The sequence below is a fragment of the Phenylobacterium sp. LjRoot219 genome, assembly GCF_964252995.1.
Taxonomy (GTDB): domain Bacteria; phylum Pseudomonadota; class Alphaproteobacteria; order Caulobacterales; family Caulobacteraceae; genus Phenylobacterium.
Genome location: NZ_CAXUQI020000002.1, coordinates 1,363,223 through 1,388,271, shown reverse-complemented (window position 1 = coordinate 1,388,271; position 25,049 = coordinate 1,363,223). Strand labels below are relative to the sequence as shown.

The following is a 25,049-nucleotide window of genomic DNA, read 5'->3' as shown; positions in this document are numbered from 1 at the left end:
GACCTCCCTATGCGAAGGCCTCCGCGAGCAGGGCGTGCATGGCCGCCCAGGCGCGGCGGTCCGCCGTTGCGTCATACTTGAGGCCAGGCACGCCAGACGCTTCGGCGTGACGATCGGTGAAGCTGTGGCCGACACCGGAGAACAACAGCATCTGGCAGTCGACGCTCGCCTCGGTCATCGACTGCAGGAACGCCTCGCGCTCGTCCGCAAAGACAAAACAGTCCTGGTCGCCCAGGCAGACCAGGACCTTGCCGCCGATGTTCCGGCTGTCCTGCGGCCGAGGCGTGGTCAGCTGTGCGTGAAACCCGACGATCGCGCGCACCTCGGCGCCGGACCGGCCGAACTCCAGCGCCGCTTGGCCGCCGAAGCAGAAGCCGATCACGGCGAGCCGGTTGCGATCCACGCCGGGCTGACTGCGCAAGATCTCCAGGGCGGCGTTGCAGCGACGGCGTAGCTCAGCCCAGTCCTCCAAAAGGGCGTGCGTCACCGTCCGCGCGTGGTCCAGGCCGAGGATCGGTTCTCCGAAGAGGTCTGCGGCGAACGCCACGTAGCCGCTGTCGGCTAGCATCTCGGTCCGCTCGCGGGCGTGGGCGCCGAGGCCTCCGCCGCCCGGTATGACTAGGACGCCCGGCCGGAGTTCAGGAAGGGCGCGCTCCGCGAGGTGTCCGGTGAATGTGCGCTCGCCGACTTGATAGTTGAGGTCCGCCAACTGTCCTGTCTCCCCTGCTGGCCGCTGAGGGAAGTGCGAGGATGGCGCGGGTTTTAGTCAAGCAGTTAAATGTGAGTGCGGGTTCCCCGCGTCCGAAACGGATCCCTGGATCCGTCGCCTAGCTCTCCAGCAGATCCATCACGCGCCTGATAATGCTTAATGCCTCCTCGCGACCGGAGGTCACGCCGAGCGCTCCATGCAGCGAGAGGCTCCTGGCGACGCTCTCCAGGACGATCGTGACGAGAGGCGCCAGCCACGGAAGCCAGGTCAAGCCTTTGCGATTGAGCGTTTCGGTGACGATGCTCAAATTGAGGTCTCGCAATTCATTGCCGTACTTGGAGATCTCCGCACGTATTTCCTTGCGGTGATTACCAAGAGCGACGAATTCATAGATAATCGTCACGTTTCTTGGGTCGCTGGTGACGTCCCAAAGCGCTGTCAGCGGCCGCTCCGATCCAAGAATTCCGCGCCTCTGCTCGGCGAAGTCGCCGGCGACCTGCCGGTACAACTCTATGAACAGCTCGTCCATCGTCCGAAAATAGTAGTGCAGCAGGTTCGATCGCAGATTCGCCTTGGCCGCGATGCTGCGAGCGGTGACGGCCGCGTAGCCGTTCTCGATCATGATCTCGTAGGCCGCCTCAAGGATCGCGGCTCTTGTAGCTGAATTCTCCGAACCGGAGCGCCTAGACGCCATTTATCCGCCCCCACACGCGTAGTCTCGCCTTGTTACGCCGCGCGATCTTGCCGCGTAAAGCTAAGGTTGTCGGGAACGAGGAACGTGCTCGCTTGTTCGCATGCCTCGTTTCGCTTGACTGTTTCAGACAGTTGACTAACATTTTAGTCAATTGGCTAATGAGCCCGCCGCCGGCGGCCCTTGGCTGGAAAAGAATAAGCGTTTCCGGGAGGTTGTGATGGTCGGCTTCGACACCATCATTCGCGGCGGCCGGGTGGTCGACGGCACGGGCAGCCCTGCGTATTGGGCCGACCTCGGCATACGCGCCGGGCGCATCGCCGAGATCGGCGACCTGCGCGGCCGCGCCGCCAAGGAGGTGATCGACGCCGCCGGCAAGCTGGTCGCACCCGGGCATGTAACGCAGCACGCGCACTATGACGTCGCCCTGTTCTGGGACCCCTACTGCTCGAACTCCGGCGAGAATGGGATCACCACTGTGGTCAACGCCAACTGCGGGTTCGGCGTCGCGCCGGTCCGGCCGCAGGACGTCGAGCGTACCATGGAGATGCTCGCCACCACAGAGCAGATCCCGGTCTCACACCAGCGCGCGGCGCTGCCCTGGGACTGGCAGACCTTCCCCGAGTATTTGGATCGGGTCGAGCAGCTGCCGAAGGGCGTGAACGTCCTGAGCTACCTGCCGCTCAATCCGCTGCTCGTCTATGTGATGGGCGTCGAGGCCGCCAAGTCGCGCCAGCCGAACGCCGCCGAGATCGCGGAGATGCACCGGCTGATCAACGAGGCGATGGACGCCGGCGCGATCGGCATCTCGATGTCGGTGATGGGGGAGGAGGGCAACTCCCACATCGACTGCGACGGCACCCCGATGCCGACCGACTGCCTGGAGCACGATGTGATCCTGGAGATCAGCCGCGCGCTCGTGGAACGCGGCGAGGGCGTGATCCAGCTGCTGTCGCACCTGCTCATTTATGGCGACCGCTCGGTCAGCGAGCGGATGGCGCTGCAGGCGCGAGGCTCCGGCGTCCGCCTCCTGCACAACAGCTTCATGACCTCCGAAGTGATCAACACCATCGAGGAGGATCTCGCCTGGTTAGACGGCCTTCGGGCGCAGGGCTGCGACATCTACTCGAGCTGCATGGTCAACCGCGGCTGGATCGAGGCGGGCCTTCGCCAGCTCGACACCGCCGCCGGTCAGTTGCACGCCGTTCGGCGCATCAGCGCCTGCAATTCGGACGAGGAGGTGCTGACGCTCCTGGCCGACCCGGATTTCGCCACCGCGTTCGCCGAGGAGTACAGCAGCAAGGGGCCGACCAACGGCGGCAACGGGCTCGAGGGCCAGTCGGTGATCGCCGTCGGCGAAGATCCGGCGCTGCAGCCCTATCTCGGCCGCACGCTCGGCGACATCGCCGAGGCGGAAGGCCGCCACGTGGCGCAGGTTCTGATCGACCTGGGCTTGCGCTCCAAGCTCGCGCTGCAGCTCAAGTCGGCGCAGATCACCGCCGACGATCCGCGGCTGGCGCAGCGGCTGATGACGCACACCGCAGTCGTCACCGGCGGATCGGACGGCGGGGCGCACACCAAGTCGTTCGGCATGGGCCACGCGCCGACCGACATCATGCTCTGGCTGGTCCGTGAGCAGAAGCTGGTGAGCGTCGAGGAGATGCACTTCCACCTGGCGCTGAAGCAGGCCCGTTCGGTGCAGATCTACGACCGCGGCGCCCTTCTGCCCGGCTTCTGGGCCGATATCTTGATCTACGACCTCGACGACCTCTACTTCGACCAGAGCCGCTACGAGATCGTCCACGACATGCCGAACGGCGACTGGCGCCGGAAGGGCAAGGCTGGCGGCTACGACTACATCATCGTCAACGGGGTGGTGACTCACCGTCGCGACCGGCCGACCGGCGCCACGCCAGGTCGCCTGGTCCGCGTCACCAGCGATCGCCGGGCCACGCGCTCGGCGAACGCCGCCTGACGCCGGGCGCCGCCATGTCCACCGAGACGCTGAGCCCGGACTTTCAGATCGATCTCTTCGCACCGGAAGTGGTCGCCGACTTGGAGTCCGTCTACCGGATCCTGCGCGACGAGCACCCGGTCTATTACGATCGCGCATACGACACCTTCTTCTTCTCGCGCTTCGAGGAAGTCTGGGAGGTGCTGCGGATCGGCGACAACATCCTGCTCGCCACCGAGAGCAATCTGCCGACGCCGGACTACCTGCGCGCAAACCACAACAAGGAGGCGCCGCCGCTCGCCTCGCTCAACCCGATGGCGCCAGGTCCCAGTCTGCATTCGCCCTGGTACGAGGAGATGCGGGCGGCGCACCTGGCGCCCCTGCGGCCGAAGAGCGTGGCGGCGCTGAGGGACTTCATCCGCCAGTTGGCCAGCGAGCGGCTCGGCAAGCTGCTGCCGCAGCGCAAGTTCAATCTTACCATGGACTACGCCGGCGTGGTCGGCGTCACCGTCATCTGCTCGCTGTTCGGCCTGCCGCCGAGCCGAGCTGAGCAGATCATGCAGAAGGTCAACGAGCTGGCGCGCTACAAGCCCGGCCAGAGCGTTGATCTCGGCGCCTTCTTCACGGCCCTGACTGACGACATCATTCCGGCCATCCAGCTGCGTCGCGCGGGCGGCGCGGACGGAAGTAACCAGCTGATCGACGGCCTGATCAACTACCGCGTCGAGCCCGAGGGACGCGCGCTGTCCGACGAGGAGATCTGCAACCAGCTGGTCTGCGCCATGGTGGGCGGAATCGAGTCCATGCCCAAGGTTACGGCCCAGGGGATCATGGAGCTGTGGCGGCGGCCGGAGCAGCTGGCTGCGGTGCGCGCCGACCTCGACCGGAACCTGCCGATCGCCGTGCAGGAGATGATCCGCTTCTGCGCGCCGGCTCAATACACCTTCCGCACCGCGCACCAGGATCTGGAGATCGCTGGTCAGAAGATCCGCGCCGGTCAACGCGTCGCCTGCCTGCTGCACTCGGCGTCGCGCGACGAGCGCGAGTTCGACCAGCCGGACGAGTTCGTCTGGGACCGCCCGATCCCGCGGGTGCTCTCCTTCGGCCTGGGTCAGCACCACTGCATCGGCAAGCACCTGGCGACGCTGGAGATCACCCTCCTAGCGCATGAGTTCCTCAGCCGGGTTGAGCATTTCGAGTTCGCCCTGGAAGAAGGCGCGAGGAACAGGGGCGTGATGCAGCGCGGCTGGTTGAACCTGCCTGTATTGGTCCTGGACTAGATCGAGCGGGGAATGATGCGGGTCGTCGTCAACTGGGCGCTATGTGATGGAAACGGCAACTGCGCGCGCGAAGCGCCGGACGTCTTCGAACTCGACGACGACGACAACCTCCGCCTCCTGAAGGAGGAGTTCGAGCCCGCCGAGGAAGCCAAGATCGCGGCTGCGGTCCGAGTTTGTCCAAAGAGCGCGTTGTCGATTGCGAAGTGACGCCCTGATCCTTCGCGCCCTGGCGCACGCAGCGCGCGGTTAGGGCGTAAGCCGCTGCGCGTCGCGGGCCACGGCCTGTTCGTCAGCAGAAACAGATGCAAGCGGAAGCCACGGTGGAGGAGCGGCTTTCGGCGGACGGTGATCAAGACTGAACCAGGCCGTGGGCGCCGACCGGCGCTGAAACAGCGGCTCAGAACATAAAACACATAGGGGGAACACATGCCCGGTAAGGCCTTTCTGTTTGCAACAGTGGCGCTCGGCCTTGTGTTGCAAAGCGCTCCAGCGATGGCGCAGGTGGAGGAAGTCATCGTCACCGCGCGCAAACGCGAGGAGGCGCTGCAAAGCGTTCCTGTGGTGGAGACCGCCATCGCTCAGGAAACGCTGGAGAAGTACGCCATCCAGGACCTTTACGGGGTCGCCGCACGCGTTCCCGGCATCCTGATCGGCGCGGGCATCGGCGCCATTGGCCAGCAGATCTCCATTCGCGGCATCGGCACGACCGCGCAGAATCCAACCATCGATCAGTCGGTGTCGCTCAATGTCGACGGCCTGCAGCTCAGCCAGTCGCTGGCCTACCAGACGGGCATGTTCGACGTCGGCCTGGTGGAAGTGCTGAGAGGTCCGCAGGCGCTGTTCTTCGGCAAGAACAGCCCCGCCGGCGTGATCTCGCTGCGCAGCGCTGACCCGACCAGCGAGCACGAGGTGATCGTTCGAGCCGGCTACGAGTTCGAAGCCAAGGAGAAGGTCGGCGAACTCATCGTCTCCGGCCCGGTGAGCGAAAACCTGAAGCTGCGCCTCGCCACCCGCTACTCAGACCAGGAGGGCTTCTTCAAGAACGTCGCGGTGGCCACGCCTGGTTTCGGCACCCGCACGCCAACCTTCCGCAACATGGCGCCGGAACAGGCGTTCATCGTCCGCGGAACCGCCCTGTTCAACGCGGGCTCCGTCTACACCGCACGGCTGAAGCTCAACTACAGCCAGAACGAGATCTACGGCGGCGGCTTCTACGGGCAGACCGGCTACTGCCCGGACGGCACCGGCGGGGTTCCGCCACGCAACATCGCCTTCCTGGCCGGCGACGACTGCAAGGTGAACCGCAACGCGGCGCTGGGCTGGATGGACCCCTCGGGCTTTCCTGGGATCGCCAATGCCGGCATGCCTTTCTCCCGGCAGTATCAGCGGTTTGGAACGCTCGAGCAGAACCTGGCGCTCGGGGAGAACTTCACCCTGACCTCGGTGACCGGCGGCTACGACCTGAACCAGAAGTTCTTGATTCAGGGCAGCGGCGTGCCGGCGGTTATGACCCTGGCGCTCGACAACAAGTTCCGCAATCACCAGTTCACTCAGGAACTGCGGCTGAACTCGGACTTCAAGGACAGTCCGGTCAACTTCATGGTCGGCGGCTTCTACCAGAACGGCAAGATGGAGCATGACGTCACGATCCGCTCCAACATCACGCTGGGCCTGCCGCCGACTCTCCAGTCGGTGTTGCACCAGGTGAACATCCGCTCGGTCTCGGCTTTCGGCCAGGCGATGTGGGACATCACCCCGGAGCTCGAGCTGGCGGCGGGCGCGCGCTGGACCAATGAGAAGCGGACCCACGTCGAGATCAACCGCAATCCAGCCAACGGTCCGATCGGGCCGCTGAACCGGATCGATCCGAAGATCGAGTCCGACAACGTCTCGCCAGAAGTCTCGTTGACGTACCGCCCGACGGACGAGCTGACGCTCTTCACCTCCTACAAAGAGGGCTTCAAGTCCGGTTCGTTCAACACGATCCAGTTCGTGCCGGCGACGACGCGGGCCTCGTTCGACGACGAGCGGGTGCGCGGCTGGGAAGCCGGCCTCAAGTCGCGGCTCTTCGACCGTCGGCTGCAGCTCAATGTCGCCGGTTATAACTACAAGTACAGCGACCTGCAGGTCGGAGCGAACGAGCGGAACCCCGACGGCACGATTGCGCTGCGCACCCTCAACGCCGCCTCGGCGAAGGTTTACGGCGTTGACTTTGACGCCACCTACTCGCCGCCGCAGGTGCAGGGGCTGACCCTCAGCGCCGCGGTGAACTGGAACCGGTCGCGCTATGAGACCTTCAATAACGCTCCCTGCGGCGGCGGGCAGACGATCGCCGAGGGATGCAACCAGCTGTTCAACCCGGCGACCCAGCGGTTCAGCGCGCAGGATCTGTCGGGCCAGGAGTTGGTGCGCGCCCCGGAGTGGATGGGCTTCGTCGGCGTGGACTATGAGCGGCCGCTGTCGGGGGGCCTGACCCTCGCGCTCGGCGCGAACGCCTCCTACACCTCTGAGTACTCGACCGCCCTGATCAATGCGCCCGGGTTCTACCAGGACGCCTACGGCAAGCTGAACGCCAATATTGCCCTCCGCGGGCGGGAAGACGCCTGGGAAGTCGCGCTCATCGGCAACAATCTGACCAACGAGATCGTGGCGGCGGGCTGCACCAACTCCAATCCGCAGAACGGCTCGGTCCTCGGCGGACAGATCTCGGGCGGCACGACGAAGGGACCCGCCGGCGACGACGAGGCCGCCTGCATTCCCGAGCGCGGACGCTACGTCGGCTTGCGGGTGACCTTCCGCCCCTTGCGGATGCAGTAGCGCTAATGATCGGCGGAGGAGGACAGTCGAGTTGTCCTCCTTCAATCGCTCGAAGGCGTGAGCCTGGGCGGGCTATCCGCTTTACTCGGACGGCCTCAGGTCCGGTCACCACACGTCTCGCTTGCTCGGAAGGTCCGCTCGCCGGCGTTTCACCTGACGGCCGGACCCGACCCGTTGCGGCCCTCCGTACGCGCAGCCATGGTGCGGCTATGAGCTGCGACCGCTGCGCTGACCTAGCGGATCCCGCTGCCAGCTCAGGTCCGTCCGGCCTGAGCCTCCGGCGAGGCGAGGCGAGGCGCGGCGCCCGCGCGGATGGACTGGACGGTCGCGAGCTCTTTCAAAGACGCAAACCACCCGCCGCGGGAATGGCGTCGAACATCGCCTGAGGTCGGCTGACGGGCGGACGATCACCCGGACTCGCCCTGGCACGACAAGCTGACGCTGTGGGAGCGCCAGGCCGGGGAGGTGATGAACACCGCTTTCATCCTTGGTGTGACCCGAGGCGCCGCTTCGCATTGCGAACACGACCTAACCCTCCTAGGGCTTGCGCCATCGATATGCTGGAGGAGGGGACGTGAAGACCACGCGGAGGTTCGGGCCGGAGAATTCCGCCACGCGCACAGTCCTTCTGGACGCCACCGAGCGGCTGATGCTGGAGGAAGGCTACGCCGCAGTGACCACCCGTCGCGTGGCCAAGGAGGTCGGCCTCACGCCGGCGCTGGTGCACTGCTATTTCAAGACCACCGACGACCTGCTCGTGGCGCTCTACCGTCGTTCGACCGAGCGCAACCTCGCGCAGCTGACCGCCGCGCTTCAAAGCGAGAAGCCGCTGCAGGCCCTGTGGGACCTGAGCTCGGACGCGGTCCGCACGAACCTCACCATGGAATTCCGCGCGCTCGCCAACCATCGCAAGGTCATCGGTGTCGAGATCGCTCGTTATGCAGAACAGGCGCGCGAGCTGCAGGCGGAGGCGATGCAGCGGGTGCTGGATCGATCGCCGGTCGACCGGAAGCTGTTCACCCCGGCGGGCGTGACGGTTCTGCTCGCCGCGACCGCCCGTGCGCTGACCATGGAGGAGGGCGTCGGAATTACCTCCGGTCACGAAGACGCCCGCGCCATCGTTGACTGGCTGCTTCAGCGGCTCGAACCGCGGTCTGAGCCCCAGACCTCGGCCGTCTGACACTGCGTCCTTCGCTGCGCTTGACGCCTCGCTCTGCGTCGCTAAACACCTGTTTAGCGACGCGGCCGAACCTGGGCCGCCGATGGAGCAGAGGATTGATGTCGACCACAGTTCAGGCGACGCTCACCCGGACGGATCTGACGCCGAAGATCGGCAGCGAATTGAAGGCCGACGTCGATGCGCTGGTGCGCGGCGAGTTCTCGTCGGAAATCCGCGCGCTGCTGGAGCAGCGTGGCGTGGTGGTCTTCCGCCAGCTCAACCTGACCGACGAGCAGCAGATCGCCTTCACCCGGACGCTCGGGCCGCTCGTCGAGGCTGACGTCTTCAAGATCAGCATGGATCCGAAGGTGAACCCGGTGGCGGAGTACACCAAAGGGGCCTTCTACTGGCACATCGACGGCACGATGTCGGACGTGCCGATCTTCGCCTCGATCATGAGCGGCCGCAGGCTGGCGCCGGTGGGCGGCCAGACCGAGTTTTCGAACACCTACGCGGCCTGGGATGACCTGCCGGAGAGCGAACAGAAAGCGCTCGAGAAGCTCAAAGTCGTGCACATGTTCGAGGTCTCGCAGCGTTATGTGAACCCCGAGCCGTCCTACAAGGACCTGCAGGCCTGGCAGACCTTCCAGCCGAACACCCTGCCGCTGGTCTGGACCCACCGGTCCGGGCGCAAATCGCTGGTGCTGGGCTCCACCGCCAGCCACGTCGAGGGCATGGACCTGCGCGAGGGCTGGGCGCTGCTGACGCGCCTACGCGCCTACGCGACACAGCCGCAGTTCGTCTATCGCCACGAATGGACGCTCGGCGACCTGGTGATCTGGGACAACACCGGCACCATGCACCGGGCGATGCCCTATGCGCTCGACAGCGGCCGGCTGATGCACCGCACGACGATCCAGGGGGACGAGCCGTTCGCCTGAACAGCGACGGACAGCCAGAACCAAGAACATCCCGGAGGAGAAGAAGCATGGCGAACCAAAATCCGGTCGCGATCGTCACCGGCGCCAGCCGCGGCGCCGGCCGGGGCATCGCCATCGCGCTCGGCGCGCACGGCTGCACCGTCTACGTCACAGGCCGCTCGGAAAAATCCGGCGACCACCCGCTGCCCGGCACGATCTACGAGACCGCCGAGGCGGTCACCGCCGCCGGCGGCAAGGGGATCGCCGTGCGCTGCGACAGCGGCGACGACGCTCAGGTTAAGGCGCTGATCGAACAGGTCGAGCGCGAGCAGGGCCGGATCGACATCCTCGTCAACAACGCCGCGGCCATCTACGACGAGCTCAACGCGCCGGGCCACTTCTGGGAGAAGCCGCTCAAGCTGGTCGACCTGATGGATGTCGGCCTGCGCAGCGGATACGTCGCGACCTATTACGCGGCGCCGAAGATGGTCGAACGACGGAGCGGCCTGGTGATCTTCACCTCGGCGTCGGGCGCGGTGCACTACGTCTTCGGTCCGGCCTATGGCGCGCACAAGGCCGGCATGGACAAATTCGCCGCCGACATGGCCGTCGATTTCCAGGACTTCAACGTCGCCGCGATCTCGATCTGGATGGGCGCGCTGCTGACCGACCGGCTGAAGAACATCATCGCCGCGGAGCCTGAGAAGTACGGCTATCTGCAGGAACAGATCGAGACGCCGGAATTCACCGGCCACGTCATCTGGGCGCTCTGGAACGATCCGCAGCTGATGGAGCTGTCCGGCCAGACGCTGATCGGCGCGGAGCTGGCGGTGAAGTACGGCGTCCAGGACGAGGGCGGTCGTCAGCCCCCGTCCTACCGCAAGACCCACAAGGTCGAGCCCCGCGTGCAGTACCCTAGCGTGATCCGATAAGCTCGCTCAACGAGGGGCGGTCGACGGCCGCCCGAAGGGAGGAAATCATGGACCAGGACCTTAGCGAACTGCTGCAGACGGTGCGCTACCTCAAGGATCGGCAGGACATTCTCGACTGCATTCAACGAGAAAGTCGCGCCCGCGACCGGCAGGACTCCGAACAAATCGCGAGCTGCTGGTGGGAGGACGGCGTCGACGAGCATGGCTCGGTCATCACCGGCATGCCGGACTATCCGGAGAAGGCCAATCTCGGGCATCGCATGAACTTTCACATGACGAGCCACAACATCACCAACCACCTCTGCGAGATCGACGGCGATACGGCCTATTGCGAGTCCTATGTGGTCGGCGGACTGTTCTGGCTCAACGGCGAGAAGACCACGATCGCGTTCGGCCGCTATCTCGACCAGCTCGAGAAGCGGAACGGCGAGTGGCGGATGCGGACCCGGCGCTGCACGATCGAAATGACCGCCGATGCTGACGCCAGCTGGGTCTACTCGCAGAACGTCAAAGGCTTCCTCAAGGCGCTGTGGGGCAAGGACGACCCGTCCTACGACCGCCCGATCGTCGCCAAGCGGGACGGGGTGCGCTGGTAGCGGCGGCTAGAAAGCCTCGACCCAGTCTGTGAAAGATATCGGAGGAACAGATGTTCAGTCACATCGTGGTCGGCGCTGACGACCTTTCGGCCGCAAAGCGCTTCTATGACGCCGCGCTCGGCGCGCTTGGATATGGGTCGGGCGCGGAAATGGGCGGGCGCGTCATCTATTCCGCCGAGAGCGGGATCCTGATGGTGACGAAGCCGATCGACGGCGCGGCGGCGAGCTTCGGCAACGGCGTCACCATCGGGCTCACGGCGCCAAACGTGGCCGCCGTGGACGCCTTCCACGCCAGCGGCGTTGCCGCTGGCGGCAGCGACGAAGGGGCGCCGGGGCCGCGAGCGGCCATTCCGAACTCCTATGCGGCTTACCTACGCGATCCCACCGGCAACAAGCTTGTCGCCTGGTGCGTGAGAGAGGCCTGAGGGCGGCGCCGTCGACTTCCTTCCGCGAAGTGTAGGTCGACCTTGAGCGGCCCGCGCCTGAGCCGCTGCTCGCGCGGGGTCGCCGCGCGAGCTGGAAACCCTTCAGCCGCGCGAGACACCTGGCCGTCGAGCGTCTTCAAAGATCGGCTCGTGGAGGCGGATTCGCGCGAAACGGGCCAAGGAGCTGGCTCGGGAATTGGAGAAGTGAGCCCCATGCCCCTGAAGACGCGCCGCTTCGATGCGGCTGAAGTGCTGGACACTCCCGAAGCCATTGAGGCCTTCCTGGAAGACGCCTTCGAGTCCGAAGACGCGGGCTACATCACCCATGCGCTTGGCGTTGTCGCCAGAGCTCGAGGAATGACCCTGCTAGCCCAGGAGACTGGCATCACCCGCCAAGCGCTCTACAAGGCTTTAAGTTCTGACGGGCATCCGGAGTTCGGCACTGTGCTTAAGGTGGCCCAAGCTCTAGGATTTAGGCTGACACCCGAGCGCATCCCTGAACACGCCTGAATGTCATTTTAAGTTGGCCGATCGTTCGGCGGAGTAAATCGGGCGGCGCGCAGACGCAGCAGTCTTGGGTGTTGAATATAGCTGATCGATGTCAGCGGTGCCGGCCCAGAGATTTTCTCCGCATAATTTCCATTACGTCACCGCACCAGGAGGGGGCGCTTGGGATTCTGCGCGGATCCGCAGAGCTGGCCGCGTACGGCTGGTCGCGCTGCGCTTGAATTCCACAAGAGTTATGACCATCATGATGGTCATAACGGAGTTGCCTAGATGACCACGTATAGCGTCGCGGACGCAAAGACCGGCCTCCCGCGGCTGATAGATCGGGCACTCGAGGGTGAGGAGGTGGTGATCTCCCGGCATGGGCGCCCAGTGGCTGAGCTTCGTCCGATCCAAGCGCAGCGGGCGACGCAAAATGCGGCCACCTACGAATGGCTCAAGCGCCGCCGTGCGCAGCGGCCCCTGGTCAGGATCACGGCAGTTGAGCTGCTGGACGAACTCTATGAGCACGACCGCGATTGACCGCCTACCTTGACGCCAGCGCCTTGCTCCCGATGCTAATCGAGGAGCCAGGCAGCGCCATCGTCGACGACTTCATCGGCGCGACGTCAGGGCCGCTCGTCGTGTCGGAATTCGCAGCGGCTGAGGTCGCGTCAGCGCTGTCACGCCTGGTGCGAACCGCGCGGATCAGCCCGGAAGACGCCACGGCTCGGCTCGCCGATTTCGACGCCTGGCGGGTCGCCGCGACGGAAGACATCGACATGAACGCCGCTGACGTTCGTCTCGCAAATATCTTCGTCCGTCGGTTCGACTTGATGTTGAGGGCGCCGGACGCTCTGCATGCCGCCATCTGCCGGCGGGCTAATCTCGCTTTGATTACGCTGGATCGGCGGCTTGCAACCGCCGCCGAGGTGTTGGGAGTGGAGACGCGGCTGCTGCAGATGGCAGGGTGATCACCTGGGCCCGGAGGGCTCCTACCATCTCAGATCAGCGAGGCTGATCAACATGCTGATATCGCTGGAATATTTCGCATAATTTCCATTGGGCGCGGATCAGCTGTAGCCGCAAAGTGCAAATGTCAGTGCCGTGCAAATTAGAGACGTCAGCCTCCCTCCAAGCTTGGCTGGGAGACGGCGTCGATGGCGGTGCGGATCATGAGCGATGCGGAGCTGTCGAAGTTCGAGGTGCTGCGCGACGTAGACGCCGAGCGATTGCCGGTGCGCGCCGCGGCCGGCGTGCTGGGCCTCAGCGAGCGCCAGGTCTGGCGGCTGCTGAAGGCCTACCGGCTGCGCGGCGCTGACGGGATCGTCTCGAAGAAGCGCGGCCGGCCGAGCAACCGCAAGACGCCGGCGGACGTGCGGCAAGCGGCGATCGACATCATCAAGGCGCGCTACCCGGATTTCGGCCCGACGCTGGCGGCGGAGAAGCTGTTGGAGCTGCACGACATCACCGTCTCACGCGAGACGCTGCGCGCCTGGATGATCGCCGAAGGCCTGTGGGACGCGCGCGCCAAGCGGCGGCGCAAGATCTACCAGCCGCGCTACCGGCGCGACTGCGTCGGCGAGCTGGTGCAGATCGACGGCTCCGAGCACCGCTGGTTCGAGGCCCGCGGGCCGAAGTGCACGCTGCTGGTGTTCATCGACGACGCCACCAGCCGGCTGATGCACCTGCAGTTCGTCGAGTCGGAGTCGACCTTCGCCTACTTCGCCGCGACCCGGACCTACCTCGAGGCGCACGGCAAGCCGGTGGCGTTCTACAGCGACCGGCATTCGGTGTTCCGCGTCAGCAAGCCCGGCGTCAGCGGCGACGCGATGACCCAGTTCGGCCGGGCGCTGAGCAAGATGAACATCGAGATCATCTGCGCCAACTCCAGTCAGGCGAAGGGCCGCGTCGAGCGGGCCAACAAGACGCTGCAGGACCGGCTGGTGAAGGAGCTGCGGCTGGCCGCCATCAGCACGATCGCCGAGGGCAACGCGTTCCTCCCGGGCTTCGTCGCCGACTACAACACCCGCTTCGGCAAGGTCCCGGCCAATCCGAAGGATCTGCACCGGCCGATGTCGCCGCGCGACCAATTGGACGACGAGTTCACCTGGCAGGTCGAACGCACCCTCTCCCAGTCGCTGACCCTGCAGTACGACAAGGTGCTGTTCATCGTGGAGCCATCGGAGACCGCGCAATCGGCGATCGGCAAGCGGGTGACCGTCGTCGACTATCCCGACGGCCGGATCGCCATCCGCTACCAGGGCGAGGAGCTCGCCTACCGCACCTTCGACAAGATCCGGAAGGTCAACCAGGCCGCCGTCGTCGAGAACAAGCGGCTGGGCTCGCTGCTGGAGATGATCAAGGCCTATCAGGACACCCAGCCGCCGCCGGCGCGCAGCTGCAAGGCGCCGAAGCGCCGCGACCAGACTGGGCACATGTTCGGCGTCGAGTGAACGCTCGCAACGTTGCACAGCTTAAGGTCGCGCCTTACGACTCTCGAAATGCCTGAGCATGATGCCAACTCCGACGGCCAATCGATCGCGCGCTTTTCCAGACCGAAAGCCAGACGAGCTATTTTGCTTCTCTCTGCTTGGGCAGTTGTTGGAGCTGCCGCGACGGTCGCCTTGGCCTGGCAGATCGCTCACCCCGACGAGTACGTAAGGTCAGTCATTCTGCGATACGAGATGAACGTCTTCGTGTGCGCAGCAGTAACCGCTTGGGTGATGTACAAGATCGCCCCCTATGCTCGCGCGTATCGGCGCTCGCGGTCAGATAGCGCAGCGCTCCTCATCCGAGGTGGGATCTTGATCTCGCGGCAATGGCGACCATTCGAGATCGCGCTGCGAGAGATCTCGACCGTCACTTCTCGACCGCGCGACCGGTTAACTGGGCGACCTGAGCAGCTGAAAATCACGACGGCTGATGGAAGCGCCCGCCTAATCCAATGTGATCTACTGGATCGCACCTCGGAGGAGATCGCCAGGTCTGTCGTCGAGGCTCAACAGACCTCCGCCTGACAGGTCCGGCTACGTGCCTCGCGCGCCTGCCGGCGCGCTTCGGAAAACCCGCCGTCATGATCTCCGGTGCGCCGGCCGGGCGGTCGGCCGCTGCGCGGGTTGTGGGCTGCGCGCCCGCCCGTCGGCCGACACCAGACGCCCCTGCCCTGACATTTCTAATCGGCGCAAACCGCGACATCTCTAACCGGCGTAGACATCAGCCAAGCTTGAGTCGGGCCTGGTTGGTGTAACGGACCGCGGTTTTTGACCCCGTAGGTTTTTGTCCCCCACGTCCCCCCGGTGCCCACGGAGCTGGAATGCTCCTGTGGCGACCGGCGACCGGCCTAAAAGCGGAACTTCCCCACTTCGGCTAAGGGTGGTGAGCGCTGGTAGGGCCGCCTCCGAAAGCGGGCGTTGGACCGGAGGAAGCGGTTCGGTAACCCCGATCCGTCAAGATGGGGCCGATGCCCTCCGACGACGCTCGATATCCTGGAGATCTCGCAGGTCCGACTGACCTACTGCGCCTCGCCGACGAGTACCGGCGCGCTGCGGGCGCGCTGGCGGCGATCGGGCGGCCCGGTGATCCCATTTCTCGTGCGCCGTACCGTCTCTCAGCCATCCACGCCGTGGAGCTTTATCTAAACGCACTGCTTCTCCACCTCGGGCATACGCCAGCCAAGGTGCGCGGCCTTCAGCATGACCTCGCCGCCCGGACAGATTTGGCAATTGCAGGCGGCCTCGCGCTTCGCAAACGCACTGAGGCTCATCTGAGAGCGATGGCCGGCTCCCGCGAATACCTGGTAAGCCGCTATGGCCCCGAAATGACGTCGACTCTTTCGCAGGTGAATCGCCTGGCCGCGACCTTGGACGAGGTAGCCCTCAAGGTTCGGAATATGGTCTGCCGTGGAACCGACCAGTTCACACGCCCACAGGTCGCGATCGCGCGGCCAACTTCCGGATAGGGTCGGGAGCGCCCGTTAGAGCGGAGCCAGGAAGCGGCCGTTAGAGCTCCACGTAGGGTGGAAAGCGGAAGTGTGTCAGCCTTCTGGCTGCACCTCCTGGGGAGGAGCCGAAAACGATGCGATCATCGATGATGGCGCTGGTGGGAGCCCTGGTGCTCGCGGGGCAAAGCGAAGCCGCTGATCTCACGGGGCCTGGCCGCTTCTGCGGCTACGCGCCGATCATCGATCTGCTTCCCGGCGAGAGCGTCACCGTTCTGGAAGGCGGCATCCACGGCGGCAGCTTCTTGTGGGAGGGAGCGTTCGGCTCGCTGAAGGTTCACGGCATCGGTTGGGCCAGCCGTCCGAAGGGTCGGCTGATCGGACCTGCATCCAATGCGAAGCCGGCAAGGTCGAAGCAACGTCGGGTGGGCGGCAGCTATGAGATCGCTATCTGGAATGGCGGACATGGCGCTGCGTACTTTAGTTCGACGACCCCTTTCACGGCACGCCAAGTCGAAGCGATCAGCCGCGTGAGTCTGTTCGAGGAGGGGCAGACGCCCTCCGACTGCCAGCTGCGCACCATGTTCTCTTGGGAGTGATCGCGTTTTGGGGATGCTCCGGTCGCTACGATGGATTGCTGACGCCGAGTTCTGCTTAGGGTCGATGCTGTTGAAAAAGGCGGCTGATCTTTCGGCCGCCAGGTAGCGACGCACGTCGCCCGGAGCTCAGGCTGGGCAGGCCTGAGCGCGGGCCGGGATCCGTTTGGCGAGTTTCCGTAGGTTCTGGGCGGTGGCGGCGAGGAGGAACTCGTCTCGGGCGCCGCAGGGGCCGCGCAGGCGCAGCCGGTCGAGCCCGACGATGCGCTTGAGGTGGGCGAAGAGCATCTCGACCTTCTTCCGCTCGCGCCGGGAGGTGACGTAGGCGTCGGTCTTGGCGATGTCGCGCGCCATGTCGCGCGCGCCCTCGTGGATGGAGCGGGTCACCTTGCGGGCCGGCCGGCCGGGGCAGCAGATCGGCTTCAGGGTGCAGGACTCGCAGTCGTGCTTGCTCGCGAAGTAGCGGATGGTGTCGTCCGGCGGTGCGGCCGTCCGCTCCACCTTGAAGGCGCGTCGGCGAGACATCAGCAGCTTGCCGCCTGGGCACGTGTAGGCGTCGGTCGCGTGGTCGTAGGCGAAATCGGCGCGGGAGAACGTCCCGTCCTTCCGCTGGGATTTGTCGAAGACCGGGATGTGCGGCTCGATGCCCTGCTCGTGGACCAGCCAATCGAGCATCTCGGCCGTGCCGTAGGCGGTGTCCGCGGCCAGGCGCTCTGGGTAGAGACCGAACCGCGCATTGGTCCGCTCGACCATCGTACGGCAGGCGGCGAGCTCGCCCTGGCGCACGGCGGTGGAGGGCTCGACGTCGACGATCACTGCGTGGTCGAGATCGATCAGGTAGTTGGTGCAGTAGGCGAAGCTCGCCGGGCCGGCCTGCGCGGCGGTCCAGCGCGACGCGGGATCCGACAGCGAGATGTACTTGGGTGTGACCGGCGTCGCCGCCCCGAAGGCCGCGTCGTCCAGCACCGCCAAGTACTCCTCGATCGCCCGGCCAGCGGCCTCAGGCGGCAGCCCCGCCGCGCCGTCGACGGCGGTCCTGTGCCGGCTGGCGTCGGCGCGGATGATGCTGGCGTCGACGGCGAAACCCTGGCCACCGACCAGGCCCTCGGCCATGCAGCGGCGCACGACGCTCTCGAACAGCTCGCGCAGCAGATCGCTGTCGCGGAAGCGGCGTGCCGGTTCTTCGAGAAGGTGGAATGGTCCGGCACGTCGCCGTCCAGGCCCAGGCGGCAGAACCAACGGTAAGCGAGGTTGAGGTGGACCTCCTCGCACAGCCGCCGCTCCGAGCGGATGCCCATGCAGTAGCCGATCAGGAGCATCCGGATCATCAGCTCCGGATCGATCGAAGGCCGGCCGATCGAGCTGTAGAACGGGGCCAGGTGCGCGCGGATGCCGCCCAGATCCACGAACGGATCGACGGCCCGGAGCAGGTGATCCTGAGGGACGTGCCGGTCCAGCGAGAACTCGTAGAACAGCGCGCCCTGCTCAACCCGACGCTCGCCCATCATCGCCCGCCACCCTCCCGCCTCAGCAGGAGTGAATCAGGCCAGAGTCACGGCTTCAACGGGCCTTTTTCAACAGCATCCACCCTTAGGCGAAGTGGGGAAGTTCCGCTTGCAGCTATCGCGGGCGCCAAGGTGCGGGCTGGCGCTGAGCCACCACCCGGCGCCGGGACAATCGTGGTATAGGCTGGGCAGGCCGAATTATCGTACTCGCTCCGCGAAATCGGCAGGCCTGGTCACTTCTGGGTACTCTCCGTTGCATCAGGGAGGAAACCGTTCATCGCCATCCAGGCGGTGAACTGATCGAGCATCCGGCGATGCGTGGCAGTGCGACCGCCGGTGGCAAAGCCGTGGCCGCCGGTCTGATAGGCGTGGAGTTCGACCGGGCGCTTGGCGTTGCGCCAGGCCTCGACCACCGGGAAGCCGGCGTTCGGCACCGTGGTGTCATCAATCGAGATCGCGGCGAACATTGGCGGGGCGAAGGCGGGCACCTCGACCGGATCCATCGCGCCGTAGATTAGACCGACGAAGTCCGGGCGTGCCTCAGCCTTGGCAGAGAAAGCGGCGGTTCGCGAGACCTGCGCGCCCGAGGAGAAACCAAGCAAGCCGACCTTCTTCGGGTCGACGCCCCACTTGGCGGCGTTGGCGCGCACCAGCGCCACCGCCGCTTGGGCGTCAGCACGGCCGCCAGGATTGGCGAGGATCACCTCGCCGCGCTTCGAGCGCTCCTGCATGCCGTTGAGGAACGCCATCAGCTCGGCCACTTCACGTGGGGTCGGCTCGACCCGATACTTGAGCACAAAAACGGCAATGCCCTTGTCCGCCAGGTTTCGCGCAATCTCGGCCGGGGGCATCGCCAGGAAGATCATGCCGCCGCCCGGCGCCAGGATTACCGCCGCGCCGGTCGCCTTGCCCGGCGGCGGCAGTATCGGCGTCAGCGTCGGCCGGGTGACGTTGCGCACCACCTTCATCGGCCCGAGCCGCGTCCAGACCTCGTCCCTGGCTGAGCCGACCTTGTCGCCCGCATAAAGCGGGATCGCAGCCGGATCGGCGAGCGCGGCGACGTTCTCGACCATCGCCTGCTGCGCAGGCCCCCGTTGTGCCGCCGCGGGGGCCACAACCAGCGTCCCGCCCAAACCCCCGACCACCAGCGCCCCTATGACCCGGCGCCTGATGTCTCGCCGGAAAGGGGCAGCACGCCTCCCGCTGCTGACAACCGTTTCATCGGCGGCACGCTCGATCAACATCTCCTGGTCCCCCCTGTCCATGCTGGCGCTTACTTGAGCGCTGCTTGCTAGGCATGTGTCTAGTGGCGCTGCGCCATTTGTCCCACGCGGGCCTGCACAGTTACCGTAAAGCCCGTCGAGTGCTCGGCCGAACGCGGGGTCACGCGCTGCGCCGCTGAATTTCGGGATTGCCTCTGCGGGAACCGCCGGACTTCCGTTTACGGGAGCCATTCGGAGCCCTGTCGCTGGCGGACTGCGGCGTAGCGCCGCCGGCGGGGCTTTGAACATCAGCTCCCGGTCGCCGGTGAGCGGCCTGAACGTCTTGGCGGTCCACTCCAAGGTGTCGACGCCGAGCGATTTCGCCAGCTTCGGCATGTCCGTGGCCTTGAGCTCACCTCCGAAGAGCTGACGGTGAAAGCTCCAGGTAGTCGCGGCGATCTTGTAGGTCTCTATTGCGGCTTGGCTTGTCGCAGGCGCCGCCTTCACGCCGAAAGGCGCCCCGAATGCGCCTACAGCGGCCAGCAGCGTCTTGTTGAAGGCGCGGCGTGAACAGCCCGTCATGCCAATCGCTCCCGGGAGGGCTCCCCCTGCCCTGCTTGCGGCTGCGGCCGCGCGCCTTCCTCCCAGCGGGGATAAGGCCCGAGTCTAAAGATCAGCAGCCCGCACGACAGTGTCCCGGGGATGCCGAGCAGCAACAGGTAAGTGTAGCTGCCAAAGTGGTCGTAGACAGCGCCGGCCACGATCGGACCGAGACCGCCGCCGACGGCGATCAGGCTGGCCATCACGCCGAAGATCTTCCCGAAGTTGCGCAAGCCGCCGTAGCGGCTCGTCAGGTAGGCGGTGATCTGAAGCTTCGTTCCGGCCCCGTAGCCGATGATGACCATGGCGATCACGATGGAGGCCGGCGAGCGGATCGGCTCCAGCAGCAGGGCGAAGGCGACGGCCGTCGAACTGAGGGTGATGGCGCCGACCGTGCCGCCGTCCGCGCGGTCGCTCGCCCAGCCAGTGACAAGCTTGCCGACGATCCCAGCAATGCCGCCGAGGCTGGCCAGGAGGGCGGCGTTCGAACGGGAGACGCCGGCTTCGGTCAGGATGGGCACCTGATGGATTAGCACGCCGACGGTCAGGAACATGAAGAGCAGGGTCGAAGCGCCGATGCGCACGAGCGGCACGCTGCTGAACGCCTCGCGGAACCCGAGGCCGCCCGCGGCGTCCGCCTTGTCGGTTCTCGCCGCGCGCTGGGCGACGCCCCGCCCCTTCAGCCGATCAGCGGGCTCGAACAGGAACAGCATGATGAGGATCAGGACGGGGCCGCCCCATCCGAGCGCTAGCCAAAGGTAGGCCTGCCGCCATCCGAACGTTTCAATCAGCCGCTCGGCGAGCACCGGCGCGATAGTCTGCGTAAGGGCGGAGCCGCAGAGGACGAAGCCGAGAGCCAGGCCTCTGCCGCTGGTGAAGGCGTTTGAGGTCGCCGCCGTCCAAACCGTGGCTTTAATCGCGAGGGAGACGACGCCGTAGATGGTCCAGAGCAATAGCCATTGGCTGACGCTTCCGTTCGCGAGGCCGAACGAAGCGATGGCGGCGATGGCGAGCGCCATGCCGGGGACTGCAAGTCGGCGCGATCCCCAGCGGTCGATGAGCGCGCCGACGGCCGGCGACAATGGGATCGTCAGCAGCGAGGTGACGAGCAGCCCGGCTGAAATCTGCGCTCGGCCCCAGCCGAACTCCTTCGCCAGCGGCTCCATAAAGAGCCCCGTTGTGTAGCTTCCGACAGAGTAGAAGGAGAAGCCCGCCATCGCGGCCAGGACGACGGGCCAATGAGCTCGCCATTCAGCCGCGGCCGCTCCCACCTGCGTGGACCTGTTCACCTGGTTCGTTCTCCCATCATCGGTGCGTTGCGGCGGCGAGCGCTCATCTTCCGAAGGCCGACGCCACGGCGCGAGCCAGTACATCGACCTCAGGCGAGGCGTGGCCGACCGCTTCACCGAGCAGTCGCACCTTCTCCGCCAGGGCGGGTCCGTTGGCGAAGGCTTCGAGGCTGGGCTGCCGCGCCAGCACCTCGAGCCCGAAGCTCCGGCCGCTGCTCGCCTGCAGCAGCTCAAGGAAGCTGGCGCGCTCAAGACCCAGGTCTTCCGCGGCCATCAGCGCCTGGTGCGCCATCGCCATATTGGCCCCGAGCAGCGAGTTGTTGAGCAGCTTCGCCGCCTGTGCGGCGCCATAGTCGCCGAGGTGGAGAATGCGGGCGCTGAACGTCTCGAGCACGGGGCGCGCCTGCTCGAGCACGTCCGGCGTCCCGGCGGTCATCAACGTCAGGACACCGGCCTGGGCGGCGGGCGCGCCGCCGCTGACGGGCGCCTCCAGCACCGCAAGGCCGCTCGCCTGCGCGGCGCGCGCCACGCGCCTGCAGGTCTGCGGCAGGGTCGTGGAATGGATGACGATCCGCCCGCCCGGACGCATGGCGGGGATCAGCTGGTCGCAGACCTCGAGGACCGCCGCGTCGTCGAGGACACAGAGCCCGACGTGCTCGGCCGCTGCGGCCAGCTCGGCGACGCTGTCGACGATCCTTGCAGACGACCCGCGAAAGGGCTCCAGCGTCTCTGGCCGACGCGCCCAGAGCACCACGGGGAGGCCCGCGTCGAGCATCCGCCTGGCGATCGGCGCGCCCTGGCTGCCGAGGCCGATGAAACCGCAGACTGGCTTGTTCGACTTGACCTGATCCATGGCGCGCGGCTCCCGGTCAAGCCTTCGGCGGTCCGGCCATCGCGCGGTCGAGGAAGTCGGCCGCAGCATCACGAAGCCCCACAAAGGGTGGCGCATCGGCGCCCAGCACCTCGCCGAGAAGCCGCACGTCCTTCTTCAGCAGGGCCGCGCCGTGCGCAAAGCTCGTCGGGTCGGGCATGCGCGCCCGCACCTCGAGACCGAAGCTGCGTCCGCTGCTCGCCTGGAGCAGCTCGACGAGGGCTTCCTTGGCGATCCCCAGTTCGGCGCCGGCGGCTAAGGCCATGTCAGCCAGGCCGATGTTGGCGGCCAGGAGGCTGTTGTTGATCAGCTTGGCGTGCTGGCCCGCGCCGACGTCGCCCAGGCGGACGATCAGGCGGCCGAAGGTTTCGAACACCGGTCGCGCCGTGGTGATCGCGTCGGGATCCCCGCCCAGCATGAGGGTAAGTGCGCCGGCCTTGGCCGCCGGAGAGCCGCCGCTGACCGGGGCGTCGATGACGAAGACGCCGCGCTCGGCAGCCGTCCGCTCCAGCGATCGGCAGGTCTCCGGATGGACCGTCGAGTGAATCGCGATCCGCCCGCCCCGCCGCATCGCCGGGATCAGCTGCTCGCAGACCTGCCGCACGTCGTCATCGTTGACGACGCAGACGCCGACGTGGTCGGCCTGGGCGCCGAGTTCGGCGATGGTCGCCGCAACGCGCGCCAGGGTGTCGCGGTAAGGCGCGAGACTCTCCGGCCGCCGCGCCCACAGGACCGTCGGGAAGCCCCCCTCGATCATACGGCGCGCGATCGGTCCGCCCTGGTCGCCCAGGCCGATGAAGCCGCAGGTGATGCTCAACTCGTTTCCTCTGCTGTTCTGCGTGCGCTCGGACGGGCGTCGTCAGAGCGACTTCACCGTCCGGCCGCCGTCGACGATGAGGATGTCGCCGGTCTGGAACCGCGAGGCGTCGGACGCCAGGTAAGCCGCAGGCCCCTCGATGTCCTCCGGGTAGCCGGGGCGGCCCAGCGGGGTGATCGACGAGAAGTGCTTGATGACGCCTTCGGCCTGAGGGCTGTTCTGGGTCATCTCGGTCATGATGAAGCCGGGCGCGATCATATTGGCGCGCACGCCATACTGGCCCATCTCCACCGCAAGTCCCTTGACCATGGCGGCCAGGGCGCCCTTGGCCCCGGCGTAGTGCTCCATGCCCTGCAGGCCATGGAAGATCGACAGACTGCCGCACACGACGATGGAGCCGCCCGGATCGCCGTTCTGGGCCCGGTCACGCATGTGCCGGGTCGCCTCGCGCAGGGTGTAGAAGGCCCCGTGCAGGTTCACGTTCATCAGCGCGTGGTACATCTCGCTGGTCATGTCCGGGAAGGACGGGGCCCGCGACGAGAAGCCCGCGTTGACGAACACGCAGTCGGCGCGGCCCATGACCTTCAGGGTCGAGGCGAAGGCCGCCTGCACGGCCGCTTCGTCAGCGACGTCCACCGCCTCGTGGTGCGCGCGGCCGGCGCCCGCCGCCTTCAGCCTGTCGAGCGCCTCCAGGTTGCGGTCCTCACGGCGGCCCCAGACCACGACGTCGGCGCCCTGCTTCGCGCAGCCCATCAGGAAACCCAGGCCGATGCCGCTATTGGCGCCGGCGGCCACGACGACGCGGCCGGTCAGATCGAAGAGACCACGCGTCATCTTCAGGCTTCCTGCCCGGTGGCGACCGGGTGAGCCCGCAGGTAGTCGGAGAAGTAGGGCTCGAGCTCCTTCTTCGAGAGGCCCCACTCGGCGAGGGAATAGGTGTGCTTGCCGCGCTTGTTCTGCGGGTTATCGGCCAGCCAGGCCCGCATGCCGGCTTCGCCCGATGCGGTCCACTCGTCGCCCAGCCAGGCGTAGATCTTGCGGATCTGCGCCAGCGGGTCGGCGACCAGGTCGTCGTAGTAGCAGTGATAGAAGTCGTCGGGCCGTTCGCGGCTGACTTCGAGCGGACGCGCGGCGTGCAGGGCCAGCTGCAGCGGGAAGTGCTGGCGCATGTAGTCGCGCCCTTCGTCGACCTCGAACATCGGCCGCGAGCCGCCGCGCATGCCGAACGAGGAGCCGACGGCGGCGTAGGGGTCGCGGTGGGTCCAGATCACCTTGGCGTCGGGGAAGGTCTTGAACAGCTGCCGGATGAACAGCGAGTCCGACGGCATCTTCAGCACCCAGCGCCCCGGATTGGTGGTCTGCAGGATCTGCAGCACGCGCTTGCGGTGCTCGAAGGCGCTGGCCATGTCGGTGAACAGCAGCCAGTCATGGTAGGTCGGGACCGTGGTGGTCACCGCCAGCATCAGCGAGCGGAAGTCCTGCGCCACCAGGTGGACGCATTCGGTCGGCCCATCGCCCGGCTCGAAGTGCGCGGCGGCGACCTTGGGCGCCATCTGCAGCATCCGCTCGTCCTTCGCCACCTCAGCCAGACAGCGCGGGTCGGTCTTCAGGGCGCCGGGGGCGGCGGGCGGCGCGGCGTTGTAGGCTTCCCAGCGCAGCATCGAGCGGTTCGCCGGGTCGGCGTCCAGCATGTAGCTGAGCATGGTGGTGCCGGTCCTGGGCAGGCCCAGGATGAAGACCGGCCGCTGGATCGGCGCCTCCACGACCGCGGGATTCTTGCGGATGTAATCGTCGACTTGCATCCGGGCCGCGAGGGTCTCGACATACCGGTTCTTCACGATGGCCCAGCCGCGCTCGGTCAACCGGTCGATCGTGGCGTGGTCGTGCAGGAGGATCTCCAGGCCTTCCTTCCAGGTGTCGTTATCCGGGTCCGGCGCGCCGGATTTCTCACGCGCGGCGTTGACGATGTCTTCGAAGCTCAGGGTCATCTGGCGTCCTGGAGAACGGGCGAGCGCCAGCCATCAGGCAGGGTCCGCTGACCTCTCCTGCTCGGGCGCCGCCGCCGATTTGAGGCGCCAACTTCCCCCCGGAGGCCCGCCCGTTCAAAGGCGGCCTTTGTGCGCGACCAGCCAGTTTGTCGATCGCCGGCCAGACTTGCTGCGACGCTGGGGTCCGGAGCCGCTCCAACGGTTGCATGCGCGGCCGCCTGCCGGATCACTCCTCACTGTCGAGGCGGGATTTCACACCCGCCCGCCCAGCG

Annotated in this window: 23 protein-coding genes and 1 pseudogene; 15 read left to right on the top strand and 9 right to left on the bottom strand. The window is 66.3% G+C overall.

What is annotated here, in order from left to right:
• Positions 1 to 7: 7 nt before the first annotated feature.
• Both ACSQ14_RS24475 and ACSQ14_RS24470 read right to left on the bottom strand, forming a co-directional pair.
• A complete protein-coding gene (locus ACSQ14_RS24475; RefSeq protein WP_436017446.1) occupies positions 8 to 709 on the bottom strand; it encodes a dienelactone hydrolase family protein in 702 nt (233 codons plus the stop codon).
• A 118-nt stretch (positions 710 to 827) separates the two neighbouring features.
• Complete coding sequence (locus tag ACSQ14_RS24470; RefSeq protein ID WP_436017444.1) at positions 828 to 1,403, bottom strand: TetR/AcrR family transcriptional regulator; 576 nt, start codon at positions 1,401 to 1,403, stop codon at positions 828 to 830.
• Positions 1,404 to 1,620: 217 nt separating this feature from the next.
• Here ACSQ14_RS24470 and ACSQ14_RS24465 point away from each other — a divergent pair, with 217 nt between their 5' ends.
• The 15 genes from ACSQ14_RS24465 to ACSQ14_RS24395 all read left to right on the top strand — a co-directional run bounded on the left by ACSQ14_RS24465 (position 1,621) and on the right by ACSQ14_RS24395 (position 16,508).
• Complete coding sequence (locus ACSQ14_RS24465) at positions 1,621 to 3,375, top strand: N-acyl-D-amino-acid deacylase family protein (protein WP_436017442.1); 1,755 nt, start codon at positions 1,621 to 1,623, stop codon at positions 3,373 to 3,375.
• A 14-nt stretch (positions 3,376 to 3,389) separates the two neighbouring features.
• Positions 3,390 to 4,634, top strand: a complete 1,245-nt coding sequence (locus tag ACSQ14_RS24460; protein ID WP_436017440.1) for a cytochrome P450 — start codon at positions 3,390 to 3,392, stop codon at positions 4,632 to 4,634.
• 12 nt (positions 4,635 to 4,646) lie between these two features.
• Positions 4,647 to 4,841, top strand: a complete 195-nt coding sequence (locus tag ACSQ14_RS24455) for a ferredoxin (protein ID WP_436017438.1) — start codon at positions 4,647 to 4,649, stop codon at positions 4,839 to 4,841.
• A gap of 285 nt (positions 4,842 to 5,126) precedes the next feature.
• Complete coding sequence (locus ACSQ14_RS24450) at positions 5,127 to 7,451, top strand: TonB-dependent receptor (RefSeq protein WP_436017436.1); 2,325 nt, start codon at positions 5,127 to 5,129, stop codon at positions 7,449 to 7,451.
• A gap of 574 nt (positions 7,452 to 8,025) precedes the next feature.
• Positions 8,026 to 8,631 (top strand): TetR/AcrR family transcriptional regulator, encoded by a 606-nt coding sequence (locus ACSQ14_RS24445; RefSeq protein ID WP_436017434.1) that lies wholly within the window; start codon positions 8,026 to 8,028, stop codon positions 8,629 to 8,631.
• Positions 8,632 to 8,729: 98 nt separating this feature from the next.
• Positions 8,730 to 9,551 carry a TauD/TfdA dioxygenase family protein gene (locus ACSQ14_RS24440; RefSeq protein WP_436017432.1) on the top strand — a complete coding sequence of 274 codons (822 nt, stop codon included), beginning with the start codon at positions 8,730 to 8,732 and terminating at the stop codon, positions 9,549 to 9,551.
• 47 nt (positions 9,552 to 9,598) lie between these two features.
• A complete protein-coding gene (locus ACSQ14_RS24435) occupies positions 9,599 to 10,462 on the top strand; it encodes an SDR family NAD(P)-dependent oxidoreductase (RefSeq protein ID WP_436017430.1) in 864 nt (287 codons plus the stop codon).
• Positions 10,463 to 10,509: 47 nt separating this feature from the next.
• Complete coding sequence (locus tag ACSQ14_RS24430; protein WP_436017428.1) at positions 10,510 to 11,058, top strand: nuclear transport factor 2 family protein; 549 nt, start codon at positions 10,510 to 10,512, stop codon at positions 11,056 to 11,058.
• A gap of 50 nt (positions 11,059 to 11,108) precedes the next feature.
• The gene (locus ACSQ14_RS24425) at positions 11,109 to 11,483 is read left to right on the top strand and encodes a VOC family protein (RefSeq protein ID WP_436017426.1); all 375 of its coding nucleotides are present in this window, start codon (positions 11,109 to 11,111) and stop codon (positions 11,481 to 11,483) included.
• A gap of 213 nt (positions 11,484 to 11,696) precedes the next feature.
• Complete coding sequence (locus tag ACSQ14_RS24420; protein WP_436017424.1) at positions 11,697 to 11,993, top strand: addiction module antidote protein; 297 nt, start codon at positions 11,697 to 11,699, stop codon at positions 11,991 to 11,993.
• A 267-nt stretch (positions 11,994 to 12,260) separates the two neighbouring features.
• Positions 12,261 to 12,512, top strand: a complete 252-nt coding sequence (locus ACSQ14_RS24415) for a type II toxin-antitoxin system Phd/YefM family antitoxin (RefSeq protein WP_436017422.1) — start codon at positions 12,261 to 12,263, stop codon at positions 12,510 to 12,512.
• Complete coding sequence (locus ACSQ14_RS24410) at positions 12,509 to 12,943, top strand: type II toxin-antitoxin system VapC family toxin (protein ID WP_436017420.1); 435 nt, start codon at positions 12,509 to 12,511, stop codon at positions 12,941 to 12,943. Before ACSQ14_RS24415 ends, ACSQ14_RS24410 begins: the two co-directional genes overlap by 4 nt.
• A gap of 186 nt (positions 12,944 to 13,129) precedes the next feature.
• On the top strand, positions 13,130 to 14,425 hold the full coding sequence (locus ACSQ14_RS24405) for an ISNCY family transposase (protein WP_436012104.1): 1,296 nt from the start codon (positions 13,130 to 13,132) through the stop codon (positions 14,423 to 14,425).
• 1,007 nt (positions 14,426 to 15,432) lie between these two features.
• Positions 15,433 to 15,930, top strand: a complete 498-nt coding sequence (locus ACSQ14_RS24400) for a hypothetical protein (protein ID WP_436017418.1) — start codon at positions 15,433 to 15,435, stop codon at positions 15,928 to 15,930.
• 116 nt (positions 15,931 to 16,046) lie between these two features.
• Positions 16,047 to 16,508: a hypothetical protein gene (locus tag ACSQ14_RS24395; protein ID WP_436017416.1), complete on the top strand. Its 462-nt coding sequence runs from the start codon at positions 16,047 to 16,049 to the stop codon at positions 16,506 to 16,508.
• 126 nt (positions 16,509 to 16,634) lie between these two features.
• On the opposite strand, the pseudogene ACSQ14_RS24390 reads toward ACSQ14_RS24395, so the two are convergent.
• The 7 genes and pseudogenes from ACSQ14_RS24390 to ACSQ14_RS24360 form a co-directional block, all read right to left on the bottom strand.
• A pseudogene (locus ACSQ14_RS24390) lies at positions 16,635 to 18,013 on the bottom strand (transposase).
• A gap of 230 nt (positions 18,014 to 18,243) precedes the next feature.
• Positions 18,244 to 19,083 carry an alpha/beta hydrolase gene (locus tag ACSQ14_RS24385; RefSeq protein WP_436017414.1) on the bottom strand — a complete coding sequence of 280 codons (840 nt, stop codon included), beginning with the start codon at positions 19,081 to 19,083 and terminating at the stop codon, positions 18,244 to 18,246.
• Between the two features lie 707 nt (positions 19,084 to 19,790).
• On the bottom strand, positions 19,791 to 21,101 hold the full coding sequence (locus ACSQ14_RS24380) for an MFS transporter (RefSeq protein WP_436017412.1): 1,311 nt from the start codon (positions 21,099 to 21,101) through the stop codon (positions 19,791 to 19,793).
• A 43-nt stretch (positions 21,102 to 21,144) separates the two neighbouring features.
• A complete protein-coding gene (locus ACSQ14_RS24375; protein WP_436017410.1) occupies positions 21,145 to 21,954 on the bottom strand; it encodes an NAD(P)-dependent oxidoreductase in 810 nt (269 codons plus the stop codon).
• A 16-nt stretch (positions 21,955 to 21,970) separates the two neighbouring features.
• Positions 21,971 to 22,789 (bottom strand): NAD(P)-dependent oxidoreductase, encoded by an 819-nt coding sequence (locus ACSQ14_RS24370; RefSeq protein ID WP_436017408.1) that lies wholly within the window; start codon positions 22,787 to 22,789, stop codon positions 21,971 to 21,973.
• A gap of 42 nt (positions 22,790 to 22,831) precedes the next feature.
• A complete protein-coding gene (locus tag ACSQ14_RS24365) occupies positions 22,832 to 23,623 on the bottom strand; it encodes an SDR family NAD(P)-dependent oxidoreductase (RefSeq protein WP_436017406.1) in 792 nt (263 codons plus the stop codon).
• A gap of 2 nt (positions 23,624 to 23,625) precedes the next feature.
• On the bottom strand, positions 23,626 to 24,777 hold the full coding sequence (locus ACSQ14_RS24360) for a sulfotransferase family protein (protein ID WP_436017404.1): 1,152 nt from the start codon (positions 24,775 to 24,777) through the stop codon (positions 23,626 to 23,628).
• Between the last annotated feature and the right edge of the window lie 272 nt (positions 24,778 to 25,049).

Excerpts from the sequence above, each read along its gene's own strand:
- ACSQ14_RS24430 (WP_436017428.1), top strand. The coding sequence starts at position 10,510 with ATGGACCAGGACCTTAGCGAACTGCTGCAGACGGTGCGCTACCTCAAG.
- ACSQ14_RS24435 (WP_436017430.1), top strand. The coding sequence starts at position 9,599 with ATGGCGAACCAAAATCCGGTCGCGATCGTCACCGGCGCCAGCCGCGGC.
- ACSQ14_RS24375 (WP_436017410.1), bottom strand. The coding sequence starts at position 21,954 with ATGGATCAGGTCAAGTCGAACAAGCCAGTCTGCGGTTTCATCGGCCTC.
- ACSQ14_RS24360 (WP_436017404.1), bottom strand. The coding sequence starts at position 24,777 with ATGACCCTGAGCTTCGAAGACATCGTCAACGCCGCGCGTGAGAAATCC.
- ACSQ14_RS24395 (WP_436017416.1), top strand. The coding sequence starts at position 16,047 with ATGCGATCATCGATGATGGCGCTGGTGGGAGCCCTGGTGCTCGCGGGG.
- ACSQ14_RS24365 (WP_436017406.1), bottom strand. The coding sequence starts at position 23,623 with ATGACGCGTGGTCTCTTCGATCTGACCGGCCGCGTCGTCGTGGCCGCC.
- ACSQ14_RS24460 (WP_436017440.1), top strand. The coding sequence starts at position 3,390 with ATGTCCACCGAGACGCTGAGCCCGGACTTTCAGATCGATCTCTTCGCA.
- ACSQ14_RS24400 (WP_436017418.1), top strand. The coding sequence starts at position 15,433 with ATGCCCTCCGACGACGCTCGATATCCTGGAGATCTCGCAGGTCCGACT.
- ACSQ14_RS24405 (WP_436012104.1), top strand. The coding sequence starts at position 13,130 with ATGGCGGTGCGGATCATGAGCGATGCGGAGCTGTCGAAGTTCGAGGTG.
- ACSQ14_RS24455 (WP_436017438.1), top strand. The coding sequence starts at position 4,647 with ATGATGCGGGTCGTCGTCAACTGGGCGCTATGTGATGGAAACGGCAAC.
- ACSQ14_RS24415 (WP_436017422.1), top strand. The coding sequence starts at position 12,261 with ATGACCACGTATAGCGTCGCGGACGCAAAGACCGGCCTCCCGCGGCTG.
- ACSQ14_RS24425 (WP_436017426.1), top strand. The coding sequence starts at position 11,109 with ATGTTCAGTCACATCGTGGTCGGCGCTGACGACCTTTCGGCCGCAAAG.
- ACSQ14_RS24385 (WP_436017414.1), bottom strand. The coding sequence starts at position 19,083 with ATGGTCGAGAACGTCGCCGCGCTCGCCGATCCGGCTGCGATCCCGCTT.
- ACSQ14_RS24450 (WP_436017436.1), top strand. The coding sequence starts at position 5,127 with ATGGCGCAGGTGGAGGAAGTCATCGTCACCGCGCGCAAACGCGAGGAG.
- ACSQ14_RS24465 (WP_436017442.1), top strand. The coding sequence starts at position 1,621 with ATGGTCGGCTTCGACACCATCATTCGCGGCGGCCGGGTGGTCGACGGC.
- ACSQ14_RS24470 (WP_436017444.1), bottom strand. The coding sequence starts at position 1,403 with ATGGCGTCTAGGCGCTCCGGTTCGGAGAATTCAGCTACAAGAGCCGCG.
- ACSQ14_RS24420 (WP_436017424.1), top strand. The coding sequence starts at position 11,697 with ATGCCCCTGAAGACGCGCCGCTTCGATGCGGCTGAAGTGCTGGACACT.
- ACSQ14_RS24440 (WP_436017432.1), top strand. The coding sequence starts at position 8,730 with ATGTCGACCACAGTTCAGGCGACGCTCACCCGGACGGATCTGACGCCG.